At 73.0% G+C, this 13,310-nt stretch carries 9 protein-coding genes; 8 read left to right on the top strand and 1 reads right to left on the bottom strand.

Annotated elements, in window-relative coordinates:
* Nucleotides 1-5 precede the first annotated feature (5 nt).
* Genes HD597_RS18950 through HD597_RS18960 form a run of 3 tightly spaced genes read left to right on the top strand, consistent with a single transcriptional unit; the run spans nt 6 to nt 3,173 of the window.
* On the top strand, nt 6-1,379 hold the full coding sequence (locus HD597_RS18950) for an extracellular solute-binding protein (protein ID WP_253743988.1): 1,374 nt from the start codon (nt 6-8) through the stop codon (nt 1,377-1,379).
* 1 nt (nt 1,380) lies between these two features.
* A complete protein-coding gene (locus HD597_RS18955) occupies nt 1,381-2,280 on the top strand; it encodes a carbohydrate ABC transporter permease (protein ID WP_253743990.1) in 900 nt (299 codons plus the stop codon).
* Nucleotides 2,277-3,173, top strand: a complete 897-nt coding sequence (locus tag HD597_RS18960) for a carbohydrate ABC transporter permease (protein ID WP_253743991.1) — start codon at nt 2,277-2,279, stop codon at nt 3,171-3,173. Before HD597_RS18955 ends, HD597_RS18960 begins: the two co-directional genes overlap by 4 nt.
* Nucleotides 3,174-3,189: 16 nt before the next feature.
* Here the strand turns inward: HD597_RS18960 and HD597_RS18965 are convergent, their stop codons facing one another.
* Entirely contained in the window at nt 3,190-3,495 is a 306-nt protein-coding gene (locus HD597_RS18965; RefSeq protein ID WP_253743992.1) for a hypothetical protein, read from the bottom strand.
* A gap of 112 nt (nt 3,496-3,607) precedes the next feature.
* Here HD597_RS18965 and HD597_RS18970 point away from each other — a divergent pair, with 112 nt between their 5' ends.
* The 5 genes from HD597_RS18970 (at nt 3,608) to HD597_RS18990 (ending at nt 13,292) form a co-directional block, all read left to right on the top strand.
* On the top strand, nt 3,608-3,985 hold the full coding sequence (locus tag HD597_RS18970) for a YbaB/EbfC family nucleoid-associated protein (protein WP_253743993.1): 378 nt from the start codon (nt 3,608-3,610) through the stop codon (nt 3,983-3,985).
* Nucleotides 3,986-10,309, top strand: coding sequence for an NUDIX domain-containing protein (locus HD597_RS18975; RefSeq protein ID WP_253743994.1), 6,324 nt, complete (start codon nt 3,986-3,988; stop codon nt 10,307-10,309).
* A 31-nt stretch (nt 10,310-10,340) separates the two neighbouring features.
* Nucleotides 10,341-10,853, top strand: a complete 513-nt coding sequence (locus tag HD597_RS18980) for a hypothetical protein (RefSeq protein WP_253743995.1) — start codon at nt 10,341-10,343, stop codon at nt 10,851-10,853.
* 87 nt (nt 10,854-10,940) lie between these two features.
* Complete coding sequence (locus HD597_RS18985) at nt 10,941-12,440, top strand: carboxylesterase/lipase family protein (protein ID WP_253743996.1); 1,500 nt, start codon at nt 10,941-10,943, stop codon at nt 12,438-12,440.
* Nucleotides 12,441-12,779: 339 nt separating this feature from the next.
* The gene (locus HD597_RS18990; RefSeq protein WP_253743997.1) at nt 12,780-13,292 is read left to right on the top strand and encodes a flavin reductase family protein; all 513 of its coding nucleotides are present in this window, start codon (nt 12,780-12,782) and stop codon (nt 13,290-13,292) included.
* Nucleotides 13,293-13,310: the final 18 nt, after the last annotated feature.

Below are 13,310 nucleotides of genomic sequence, written 5' to 3' on the forward strand. Positions count from 1 at the left end.
CCCCCATGAAGAGAAGAGACCTGTTCAGGATGGGCGGCCTCGCCGCGCTGGGCGCGGCCGGGGCGGCCTGCGGCTCGGGCGGCGGCGGGACGGGCGCCGCCGGCTCCACCGAGCTGCAGTTCATGTACTGGGGCTCGACGTTCGAGAAGGCCGCCATCGAGAAGATGCTCAAGGCCTTCGAGCAGAAGAACCCCGGCATCGAGGTGAAGCCGGTCTTCACCCCCGACGAGTACGACGTCAAGCTCAACAGCCTGGTGGCCAGCGGCCGCACCCCCGACCTCGGCTACGTGCCGATGTCGATGTCGTTCCGCCTGGCCGAGCAGGGCAACCTGGTCAACCTCCACCCGTACCTGCAGAAGTACCCGCAGCTCGCCGGCTACCTCCCGGACGCCTACCTCTGGTACGGCGAGGACAAGCTGCACGGCGTCTCCACCGCCAACGAGATCGAGCTGCTGTGGTACAGCAAGTCCGCCATCGCCGCCGCCGGCATCGCCCCGCCGCCGGCCGTGGCCGCCTCCGCCTGGTCATGGGACCAGCTCGTGGAGAACGCCTACAAGCTCACCGTGGACCAGAACGGCAGGCATCCCGACGAGTCCGGCTTCGACCCCGGGCAGGTCCGCCAGTTCGGCATCTCCATCAGCCTCACCTACGCCGCCGCCTGGTACGGCTTCCTGCGCAGCAACGGCGCCGACTTCGCCGACGAGACCGGCAGGAAGTGCCTGCTGGACACCCCCGAGTCCGTCCAGATGTTCCAGAACCTGCAGGACCTCATCTACAAGCACCGCGTCGCCCCCGGCCCCGGCCAGCTCGCCGCGACCGGCGACGACGTGCCCGGCACCAACATCCTGCTCAAGACCAAGCGGGTGGCGATGGTGGTGGACGGCCACTGGGCGCTGCTCGACATGAACGAGAGCAAGGTCGACTACGGCATCGGCGTGCTGCCCAAGTACGGCGAGCCGTTCACCACCTCCCAGGTCGCGGGCGCCTCGTCGGTGTTCGCCGGCACCAAGCACGTGGAGGAGGCGGTGGAGCTGTTCGCCTTCCACATCGACCCGCAGTACGTGGACCTGTACAAGCAGGGGCTGTGGATGCCGCAGGAGAAGAAGTACTACGAGGACCAGGCGGCCATCGACTCCTGGACGAAGAACGACGCCCACCCGCCCGAGTTCCGCACGGCGGTCGTGGACTACGGCCGCGACCACGGCGTGCCCGACCTGCGCAACCGGGTCAAGAACCTGTCCGCGATCTCCAGCGACGTGCTGACCCCCGCCCTTCAGGAACTGGAGTCGGGCAAGCGGCCCGCCGCCGAGATCCTCAAGGCGGTCACCCCCAAGATCACCGGCATGCTGCAGGGGTGGCAGCACACGCAGGAGCCGTGACGTGGCCGGGTTGTCGGGCCAGCGCCGCATGGAGCGGCGCTGGGGCGTGCTCATGGCGCTCCCGGCCATCCTCGGATTCGTGATCTTCACGGCGGGGCCGATGGTGGCCTCGTTCGTGTTCAGCCTGACGGACTGGCAGGTGGGCGGCACACCCGCGTACATCGGGCTCGGCAACTACGCCGAGCTGGCCCGCGACGAGCTGTTCTGGACATCGCTCAGCGCCACCACGTACTACACGCTCGGCGCGGTCCCGCTGGTGCTCATCGTGTCGTTCGCGGTGGCCATGCTGCTCAACCAGAAGGTGCGCGGCCTGCCGGTCTGGCGCACCGTCTTCTACCTGCCGACGCTCGTGCCGGCCATCGCGAACGTGGTGCTCTGGATCTGGATCTTCAACCCGGACTTCGGGCTGCTCAACTCGCTGCTGCGCCAGGCCGGGCTGCCCACCGGTCAGTGGATCTACGACGAGTCGATGGCCGTCCCGTCGCTCATCGTCATGAGCACCTGGGGCTTCGGCAACACCATGGTGATCTTCCTGGCGGGCCTGCAGGGCGTGCCGCGGCACCTGTACGAGGCGGTCTCGATCGACGGCGGCGGCGCGTGGCGGCGCTTCTGGCACGTGACGCTGCCCATGATGACGCCGACCATCTTCTACAACCTGGTGGTGGGCGTGGTCGGCACGTTCCAGGTGTTCAACCAGGCGTACGTGATGACCGAGGGCGGGCCCAACAACGCCACGCTCTTCTACGTCTACTACCTGTTCCGGATGGCGTTCAGGGAGAGCGAGATGGGATACGCCAGCGCGCTCGCCTGGGTGCTGTTCATGATCATCGTGGTGATCACGTTCCTGCTGTTCAGGAACGCCAGGCGCTGGGTCTACTACGAGATGGCAGGTGCGCGATGACCGCGGTGGAGGCGCCGCCGCGCTCGGCACGGGTGGCGCCCACGGCGGGCCTGCGCAGGCCCCGCAGGTACGGCAAGGCCCTGGTGTACCTGGCGCTGGCCGCCGGGGCGGTGCCGACGCTGCTGCCGTTCGTGTGGCTGGTGCGCAGCGCGCTGATGCAGGACGCGCAGATGTTCGTCGCGCCGCCGGAGTGGATCCCCTCGCCGTTCCAGTGGACGAACTTCACCGAGGCGCTCACCGCCCAGCCGTTCTGGCTGTACTTCGTCAACACCGTGATCATCGCGGTGATCAGCGTGCTGGGCACCGTGCTCACCTGCTCGGTGGCCGCCTTCAGCTTCTCCCGCCTGCGCTGGCGCGGCCGGAACCTCACCTTCGCCGTGCTGCTCAGCGCCGTCATGCTGCCGTACGCGGTGACGCTCATCCCGACCTTCGTCATGTGGCAGGAGCTGGGGGCGCTGGACACGTTCATCCCGCTCACGGTGCCGAGCTGGTTCGCCGGGGCGGGCGGCGGCGTGTTCAACGTCTTCCTGCTGCGGCAGTTCTTCCTGACGATCCCGTTCGAGCTGGACGAGGCCGCCTACATCGACGGCGCGTCGCCGTGGCGGGTGTTCTGGACGATCGTCATGCCGCTGTCGAAGCCCGCGATCGTGGTGGTCACCATCTTCACGTTCATCGGGACCTGGAACGACTTCCTCGGGCCGCTGCTCTACCTCAACGACGAGGAGAAGTACACGCTCTCCCTGGGCCTGGCCTCCTTCCAGAGCATCTACCTCACCCAGTGGGGCTACCTGATGGCCGCCTCCGCCGCCGTCATCGCCCCGATCATCGCCCTGTTCTTCTTCCTGCAGCGCTACTTCATCGAGGGGGTCACGCTCACCGGCATCAAGAACTGACAGGAGGGCGGCCTCCTCAGGCCTCCGGTGTCGAGGCGTCGTCGCCGGCGCGGTACGTCTTCAGGGCGCGCAGCAACCGGGTCTCCTCCCGGCCGAGCGCGGAGGCCAGCAGGCCGAGGCCGGTGCCGATGCCGTCGATGCGCCGGCCTCGCGCCTGCCAGTAGGCGCGGCCGTAGTCGTCGTCGCCCACGGCGGCACGGATGGCGCTCACCGAGGTCGTGTACCGGGCGTCGGTGCCGGACACGAGCGCGGCCATGTCGCTCGTGCCGCGGGCCAGCCGGCGCAGCTGGCTCCTGCTGTAGGCGGATCCGTCGAACTCCACGAGTCGGCAGCGTAGCGAATCCCGGCGTTCGAAGGTCATTCCGCGTCGTGAAATGAGAGAAGATGGGGCATGGGAGGCCATTGAGGCTGATGGTGCTGATGTGGGGACGGCGATGGCATCGAACGAGCAGTGGCGGCTGCTGGAGCAGCTCGTCCAGGAGGTCAACCAGCAGACCGAGCAGCTCAAACAGATGCAGGAGCGGATGCGGGAGCTGTCGGCGACGGCCGGCTCCCACGACGGCATGGTGACCGTCACCGTCGGCCCCCGCGGCGAGGTGCGCACGATCGAGCTCGACCCGCGGGTCTACCGCAAGTTGTCGCCGTCCGAGCTGTCCGACTCCATCGTGGAGCAGATCGGGCACGCGACCCGGCAGGTCTCCGGCGAGATGAAGGAGCTGATGGGGCCGTTCGTGCCGGACCTGCCCTTCGACGACCTGTTCGGGGAGCACACGGGCTTCGACTCCTTCCTCCCGCGGCCGGGAACCCCGTAGATGGCACTCGACCTCAGCCTGGTCCCCGACGTGGTCAAGCCGATGGCGCAGCCGCTGACGGGCGGCGCGTTACCCGAGACCGAGGTCGGCGGGATCATGGCCGAGGCGCGGACGCTGGAGGAGCTGGCCGACGCCCTGGCCGAGATGAAGGCGGACGACGCCGGCGCCGTCATGCGGCTGTTGCGCGACGGGCTCTGGCAGGGGGCGGCCAAGGAGTCGTTCGAGCAGGTCTTCGCCACCCTCAGCGGGCGGGAGGGCGCGACCGGCTCGCCCGAGGCGCTGCTCGACCTGCTGGAGCAGGCGCTGCGGGACGAGGCGAAGTCCCTGCGCGAGCACGGCGTGCGGATGCAGCACACCGAGTGGATGATCTACGCGTCGCTGGCGCTGCTCGGCGCGATGATCGTCAGGCTGCTGGTGTGGATCTGCGTGAACGGTCCGGCCGTTCTCGGGCTGATCCAGCACCACTCGCTGCTGACCAGGGTGAACATCCAGACGCTGAAGCGCCTCGTGCTGCTGAACATGCTGCGCTTCGGCGTCGTCATGGGCGGCCTGGACCTCGGCGTGCAGGCCGCCCAGCAGGTCTGGGGCGATCGCGAGACGGGCGACTTCGACCTCGAGTCGCTCGCCCTGTCGGCGGGCAGCGGCGCGCTGACCGGCGCGCTGTTCGCCGGCGCGAACGCGGGCCTGTCGCGGCTGCTCAGCCGCAACATGGTGTACGTCGCCTCCAAGGCCGAGCTGGCCGTGCGCGACAGGCTCGTGGCGCTCGGGCAGAGCATGTACGGGCAGGCGCTGCTGGGCGGGGTGACGGGCACCCTCGGCGCGGTCCCCGGGCTCGCCCTCAGCGGGCAGCTCGACGCCGAGCATCTCGGGTACACGTTCATCTCGGGGGTGGCGGGCGGGCTCGGCGTGCCGGCTTCGGCGCGGGTGAGCTACCTCCCGATGCTGGCCGTCGCCGACCTCGGCCCCCACCCGCCCACCTCCGACGCTCCCTCCGGCCCCGGTGCTTCTCCTGGCTCCGGCGGTCCCTCCGGCTCGGCTGCTCTTTCGGGCTCGGGTGCGTTCGCCGGCTCCGGTGGTCCCTCAGGCCGGGACGCACTCCTGCCGGGACAGGGTCTTCCCTCGGCCGGGCCGCATCAGCCGGCCGCCGCGGGCCACGGCGACGCGGGCGGCTCGCCTGCCTTCCGCCCGGACGCCACGACCCTCGTGCAGCATGCTCCACCGGAGCCCCGCAGCGGCCCGGACACCGTGATCGACCGGCCGCCGCCCTCCGAAGCCGGCGGTGGCACGCTTGCACCGCATCGCGGCGACACGATCGCGGGCGAGGTCGTCCAGCGCCGAGACACGCCGCTGCCCGCCCCCACGGCCGAGCGGAGCCCGATGAACGGGGCCCCGGCGGTGCGGGCCGAGGCCGTGACCCCGGGCGACCTTTCCCGCGCTTCGCCGCTCCCCGCCACCGTCCCGGCCGTCAACGCGGTCGCTCACGTCGCGGAAACCCCCGAGCAGGACGTTGCCGAGCGAGACACCGCCGACCCGGACACTGCCCAGCAGAACACCGCCGAACGCAAGCCGTCCGACCCGGACAGGGCCGACCCGGACAGGGCCGGTCGGGACGCGGCCGAGCAGGGCACCGGGAAGGACGCCGCTGATGCGGCGGCTTCCCGCACGGCGCCACTCCCGCAGCGGGACCACGGCGCCACGCCCGTGGCGGACGAGCAGACGTCCGCGGCCTCCCGGACATCCCCGGACCGGGCGTCCCAGGACCGGACCGAGCCGCCCGCGGTCCCTGGCACGGCCCCGCCCGCCACCCGTCCGGCGCACGGTGACCGCCCCACCGACGCGGGCCTCCCGGCCTCCTCGCCGCACAACGCGGTGGCGCCACCCGTGCACGGCAGGCTCCCGGCTCCGGGGGACAACCCGGGCTCGCAGAACGGGCGCGCGCCCGCAGCCGCACACCCGCCCGCGCAGGCGCCACTCCCGCCCACGGCCGCACAGCCGCCTGCACAAGCAGCACATCCGCCCGCCGAGACGGCGTTCCCGCCCGTTCCCGGGCAGCGAGGCGTGCCGGCGGTCCTGAGCACACCGGCCGCCCACTCCAGAGCGCTCCCCGCCGGCCCCGGCCCGGCGGGACCGGCGCAGGAGCGGGTGGCGAGCCTGCTCAGCCAGGACGGCGCGTACGACCCGATCAGCGTCCCCGCCTGGGTCGCCTCCGACCGGGCGGCCGTGGAGCGGCTGATGAACACCATGAGCTCCTCGACGCGGGACCTCCTCCGCGCGGCCCGCAAGGACAGCCTGCTGCGGGCGGTCGGCGACCCCGGTCACCTGCTGGTCCACTCCGAGTACGGGGCCCTGGGCAGGACCATCCGCTCCTGGCACGCGGTCGAGCGGGGCGACCTGCCGTCGTACGTACGGGGCCCCGGCGAGATCACCGGCCCCCGCCGGATCCTGCGCCAGTTGCCGTTCGACTCGCCCGAGGCGGTGGGCATCGCGCGACGGCTGGCCGTACAGGAGCTGGTCCGGATGTGGGGCTTCGGCGCGGGCGAGCTGCTGCCGCCGAGGCTGGCCATGAACATGGCCGCGCTCGACGAGTTCGGGCTGACGGGCGTCCTGGACCTGCAGGCGTACGCCGATTCCAGCCGCGCCACGACCGGAGCCAGGGACTACGCCCGCCACGGCGAGGTGCTGCGCGACTTCCTGCGTCGGCAGTACGCGCAGACCCAGCACGAGCTGAGCCGCCACGGCATCGAGGAGCTGGCGCTCTACCGCGGCGTGGCGTTCGAGCGGGGTCACCCGATGCCGTCCCTGGCGGCCGCCGGGACCGGCGACGTGGTGGCGGCTCCGCCGGCGCTGCCCCTGCAGTCCTGGAGCGCCGCCCCGGGGGTCGCCAAGCGGTACACCGGCCTGGGGGACGGGGCGGTCATGGCGGGCGTGTTCCCGGCCTCCCGCGTGCTGGCCACCCCGTGGACGGGGATGGGACAGCTTCCCCTGCACGAGTTCGTCCTGCTCGCGGCGCCCGGCGAGGTCACCGTCCTGCGCCCGCCGCACGTCGTCGAGACGGGCCCCGGCCCGTACGCCGACCTGCCCCGCGGCTGGCGGACCAGGCAGCCGGGTGACGACTGGACACAGTGCGGCCAGGGGCACCGGCACGGGGACCCGCACGGCGCGGCGGGCCTGCTGCCCTTCCACCGCGGTCCCGGCGGCGAGGTGCACGTCCTCGTGCAGCTGCGTTCCCTGGAGACGCACCACGGAGGGCTCTGGGGGCCGGTCGCCGGCGCCCGCCATCCCGGTGAGGCGCCCGTCGAGACGGCGTTCCGCGAAGCGGGCGAGGCGATGAGGCTGGACCTGCGCGAGGTGGAGGTGCGCGCGGTCCACCACGACGATCACGGCGGGTGGGCGTTCGACACCGTCATCGGCGAGATGCCCTCGCGGGCCGAGGTGTGGCCCGCGTCCCCGGAGTCCATCGACGTCGCGTGGGTGCCGGTGCGGGACGTGGCGGGCCTCGATCTGCACCCGGACTTCGCCGTGGCCTGGCCCGAGGTCCGCGCCCGGCTGGACCACGTCCTGACGGACACGACGGGCACGGCGGACACGGCGGGCACCGGCACCATCCCGCCCGTCACGTCGGCCGTCACGCCGCCGCTCGTGCCGGAGACCGCCGTTGCGGGGGCGGCGGCGGGTGAGGCCCGCCACGCGCGCATGCCCGCGGTGCCCGGCCCTCCGGACACCGCGCTCGCCGACGGCTACTCCCCGATAGCCGATCCCCGGCCGCGCAACTTCGCCGAGGCCGCGGCGATCTTCCACCGCTGGCCGCCCGGCGACGCGGGCGGCCACGAGCAGGGCGCCCCGAACCGCATCGAACGCCTGCTCAACGGCCACCCGGAAGACGGCGCCCCACCGCGCGAGGAGCTCCTGGAGCAGGGCACGAGCCTGATGCGGGAGCTCCCCGTCGAGCGGCAGGACGACGCGACGGCGGTGGCCCTGGCCTCGATGAGCACGAGCCTGCACGCGGAGAACCCGCGAAGGGCCATCGGCGACCTGGCGATGCAGCTCTTCAATGCCCGCCTCGACGTGGACGCCCTGGTCGACCTCTACCAGGACGCCCAGAGGCAGGGCCTGGCCCCGGAGGCCGCACGCGACCGCGCCGAGCTGGCCGGCGTCCTCGGCAGGGCCATGGCGGCGGATCGTCACCGCTGGCTCGGCTACCAGCACCGGTCCCTGCTGCCCGCCTCGACCGTCGCGCAGGCGCGGGTGGCCGGGCTCATGGTGGAGATGATGGGTCCGCTGGTCGTCCAGAGCACGGTCAGCGCGTTCACCAGGCCGTTGCTCCAGACCGCCGGCGTCCACAACGTCCAGCAGGTGATGCCGCTCGTGCAGGCGGCGCACGCCAACGGTCACCTGCCGCCGGGGACGACCGGGGACCAGGCCTTCAACGACGCCATGCGAGGGTTCCGGCAGGCGGACCCGGAGCTGTGGAACGGCCTGCTGGTGGCCGGGAAGTACGCGCTGGGCGAGGTGAGCGACCCCGGCGCCCGGATGCTGTCGTTGCTGTACGACATCGTCACGCATCCGGAGACGGGCATGGGGCGGCGGGTCCTCCTGCCGCTGGAACGCCTGGCGCACGAGGTGGGCCAGGCAGGATCGCTGGAACAGCTCGTCCGCCTGGCCGGGGACGCGCGAGCCCACGGTGACGACCCGGCGCGGGCCCCCGGCGCCCGCGAGCTCACCGATCTGCTCCTCGCCCATCGGGCGCGGGACCCGTACCTGTGGGACGGGTTGCGGCTCGCGGACGAGTACGGCGTCACGCGGGCGGCCGACGACGAGGCACGCGCCCTGGCCCGGCTCACCGAGATCACCCGCTCCGAGCCGTCGTCCCGGCTGTGGCTGTTCGACCCGGTGCGCCGCCTGGCCGACGACGCGGGCCTCGGCCCTTCCCCGGAGGGGCTGGCCCGGCGGGCGGCCGAGGTGGCGCAGCGCGGCTTCGACCTCTTCGCCCCGGTCGACCGGCAACAGGTGCTCGACGCGCTGAGACTTCCCCGGCCTGAGAGCGGCGCGCCGGACGTGCGCGGGAGCGCTCCGGGCCTGCACGATCTGTCCCCGTCGGCCGTGCGGGACGCCCGGGAGGCCGCGAGCCGCGATCACGAGCGGGCGCGCCAGGAGTACCGCCGCAGCCTCTCCCCCCTGCGCCGCTCCCTGCAGTCGCTGATCGGCACGGACCCGCGTGGCGTGCTGGAACGGGAGCTGGTCGCCTCGCTGGAATCCCGCGTGGAGGCGTGGCAGCGCCGGCCGGACGTCCCGGAGGTGTCGTTCACCCGCGACTTCGACGCCTTCAAGCGGGCCTACGACCAGGCGGTGGAGCGCGCGCTCAGAGGCGAGGCGGCGATCCCGTACCTGTACGAGAACGTTACCGCCGGGCTGGGCGCCCGTGACGGCGGGCGCGGGTTCGGCCTGGAGATCGAGTACGACGTGCCGGGCGGCGTCTCGAACGACACGGCGATGAACATCCCCCGCGCCCTGCACGAGGCCGGCCTGACCGCCGACGCCACCGTGCACGACTACCACTCCACCAAGGACGCGGGCTACCGCTCGGGAGCGCACGGCGGGCGCGGTCTGTGGAGGCTGGAGAAGGACAGCACGGTGATGGGCGAGCTGGTCTCGCCGATCCTGTACGACGAGCCGGAGACGTGGGAGAACATCCGCCTGGCCTGCGAGATCATCCGCGCGCACGGCGGCACGGCCGGCGTCAGGGCGGGCGGCCACATCCACGTGAGCACGCACGACTACGACCACCTCGTCGGCAACTACACCAGCGTGCTGAACTACGTCGCCCAGCACACCGACACGCTCTACAGGCTCGGGCACAACCCGGAGCGGGAGGGCCACCGCGGGCAGGGCTGGTGCCTGCCCGGCTCGCCGCACGCCGCGGGCTACGAGTCGATCTCGCAGGTGCGGGGTCTCCACGGGCGCAAGACGGCGGTGAACACGTTCGGCGTGACGGGCGGGCGCAAGGACCACGTCGAGCTCCGGATCTGGGACGGCTCGCTCGACCCGGCCGTGATCCAGGCGCAGGTGAAGGTCTCGCTCGCGGTGGTCGAGGCCGCCTTCCGCAACGCGATCCTGGACGCGCAGCCCAACGGGGGCCGGCACGACCCCCTGGGCGCCCACGCGGACCTGCGCCGCCTCGGCTCCGCGGCGGACACCACCGAGGAGGGCAGCCTCTCCTTCCGGCTGCTGATGGACGAGATCTTCTGGCGGGCCGCCGACAAGGAGCAGCTCACCGCCCTGTTCGCGGTCACCCGCTGGGCCGTCCCGGACGACGGGAAGCCATGACGACCGCACCGGCGAACAGGACACCGGGCCCATGACCGTGATCATCCGCAACGTCTCCGAGGCGGAGCGGCCGCCCGCCCCGCCGGTCGACGCGGAGGGCCGGCCGTATCGCTACGAGATGATCTACTCGGGCGGCGCCCTGCGCGGCTACGCCCACGAACCGGAAGAGCTCGTCGGCATGCTCGTCCCCGGCTACCCGGAGCTCGGCGCCGACGATGAACGGGCGGCGGCGCGGGTCGCCCTCGCCCTGCACGTGCAGGTGAGGCTGCAGGCGGAGCTCGCGGCCGGGCGGCTCGGCGCGTGCGGGGAGGAGGAGCGCGCCGTCCTGCTCGGCGGTCGGCACGAGCCGCCTGCGCCCGCCCATTGGACGGCTCCCGTTCCGCTCGTCCTGGTCGCGTCGTTCTACCGGCCCGCCGGATCGCTGCCGAGACCGTCGGGCCCCGCCGGGCTCCAGATCTGGCTCGACCCGGCGGGCGACTGGGCCCTGCTGACCAGCCTGCACACGGCCGGCGTGATCACCGTGGGGGCTCGCGACACTCCCTGACCGCCGATATCCAGGTGCGGCGGGCCCGGGGCCCGGGGGAGGATGGCCGCGCCCGGCCGTGCGAGCCGGCGCCCCGAGGAGCGTGCCATGAGCGCCATCGGATCCGCGGCCCCCGAGGTCCGGGTGACCACCGGAAGGCTGCGCGGGCGGGTGGAGGACGGCGTGGCCGTCTTCCGTGGCGTGCCGTTCGGGCGCCCACCGGTGGGCGACCTGCGGCTGGCCGCGCCGGTGCCGGCCGAGCCGTGGGACGGGGTGCGCGAGGCCGGCGCGTTCGGCCCGCCGCCGCCGCAGTCGAGGCTGCTGGGCGCGGGCGGCGCGGACGACACCGACGGCGACTGGCTGACCCTCAACGTGTGGTCCCCCGGCCTGGGGGCCGCGCGGCTGCCGGTGATGGTGTGGATCCACGGCGGCGGCTACATGTACGGGTGGTCCGGCGACCCGCTCTTCGACGGCCGCGTGCTCGCCAGGGACGGCGTCGTCGTGGTCACCTTCAACTACCGGGTCTCCGCCGAGGGCTTCGGGCACTTCCGGGGCGCGCCGGCCAACCGCGGGCTGCTGGACCAGGTGGCCGCCCTGCGCTGGGTGCGCGGCAACATCGCGGCGTTCGGCGGTGATCCGGATCGGGTCACCGTCTTCGGCGAGTCCGCCGGCGCGGGCAGCATCGCGGCGCTCATGGTGATGCCCGCGGCCGAGGGCCTGTTCCGCAGGGCGATCGCGCAGAGCGTGCCGAGCCTGTTCTTCACTCCCGACCTGGCCGCCGACCTCGCCGCCGCCGTGGCCGGTGAGCTGGGCCTGCCCCCGGTCGCGGGCGAGCTCGCCCGGCTGCCGCCCGGACGGCTGATCGACGCCGGGGACACGATGTCGGACAAGATGGGCGGCAACCCGCGGTGGGGCCGGGCCGCGTACGCCCGGACGCTGCTCGCGCCCGTCGTGGACGGGGAGGTGCTGCCCGTGGCGCCGTGGGCGTCGCCGGGAGGCTGGGCGGCGCGCGACGTGGAGCTGATCGCGGGCCACAACCGTGACGAGTACCGGCTGTTCATGGCCATCAGGGGCGACCTCGGCCAGATCACCCCCGAGCAGGCGGACACGGCGCTGCGCGAGCTCGCCCCGGACCCGCGCGCCTACCGGGCCGCCCACCCGGAGGCCGGCGAGGAGCGGCTGTACGAGCTGGTGCACTCCGACTGGCTGTTCCGGATGCCTTCGCTGCGGCTGGCCGAGGCCCACCAGCGGCGCGGCCGGGCGTACGTGTACGAGCTGACCTGGCCGGCCTCCGGCATGGGCGGTGAGATCCTCGGCGCCTGTCACGGGCTCGGCCTGCCGCTGACGTTCGGCAACCTGACCGCCGGGGCGGCGCGGCTGCTGCTCGGGCAGGAGCCGCCACCGGCCGCGGCCGAGCTGTCGGCCCGGGTCCGCGCGGCCTGGGCCGCCTTCGCCGCGACGGGGGAGCCGGGCTGGCCCGCGTACGAGCCGCAGGCCAGGCACACCTGGGTCGTCGACAGCGTGCCGGGCGTGACGGCGTACCCGGAGGAGGCCTCCCGCCGGTTGTGGGCCGCTCACGCCTTCGACCCCCTCACGCTGCGGTCGTAGCGCGGCGGCCGGCGAGCCGGGGCGGCGCCGGGCTAATTACCGGTAAAACCAGTAGGAAATATTGACTTATCCGGAACGGCGGCCTAGCGTCTTGACCATGAGCCAGGGCCTCCTCCTCACCAAGCGCCCCCACGTGGACTTCGGCCACGTCGCCAGCGCCCAGTGTCGTTGATCACGGATCGACCGCCGCGGCGTGGCCGCCGACGCCCACGCCTCCGCCCTCTCCCACCCGCGCTCGTTCTCCCGTGAGGGAACTTCTCGTGAGGAACACCCCGTGATCCCATCCAGCTCAGACCTGCGATCCACCCGCCTCCACCCCGGCCCCGAGGGGAGCGCGGCATGACGGAGACGCTGCCAGGGCGCGCCGTCGGCGCCGAGCACTTCCGCCGCGCGCTCGCCGTGCACGCCAGCGGCGTGGTGGTGATCACCGCGCAGACCGACGGCGTCCCGGTCGGCCTGACCGCCACGTCGTTCTCCTCCGTCAGCCTCGAACCGCCGCTGGTCTCCTTCTACGTGGACCGTTCCTCGACCACCTGGCCGCTGCTCGGCGCCGCCGACCACTTCGCGGTCAACATCCTGGCCAGCGACCAGGCCGAGGTGGCCGCCCGGTTCGCCCGCAAGGGCGTCGACCGGTTCGCGCCGCCCACCCGCTGGCGTCCGGGGCCGCTCGGCGCGCCGCTGCTGCGGGACGTCTCCGCGCACCTGGTCTGCCTGCCGTACGAGCGGGCCGAGGTCGGCGACCACATCCTGGTCGTCGGGCTCGTCGCCGAGGTCGAGACGCACAGCACCGGCCGCCCGCTCCTGTACCACCAGGGCCGTTTCGGCCGCTTCCTCCCGCACCCCGAAGACTGATGTTTACGCACCTGGAGT

It is taken from the genome of Nonomuraea thailandensis (assembly GCF_024172165.1).
Taxonomy (GTDB): Bacteria; Actinomycetota; Actinomycetes; order Streptosporangiales; family Streptosporangiaceae; genus Nonomuraea; species Nonomuraea thailandensis.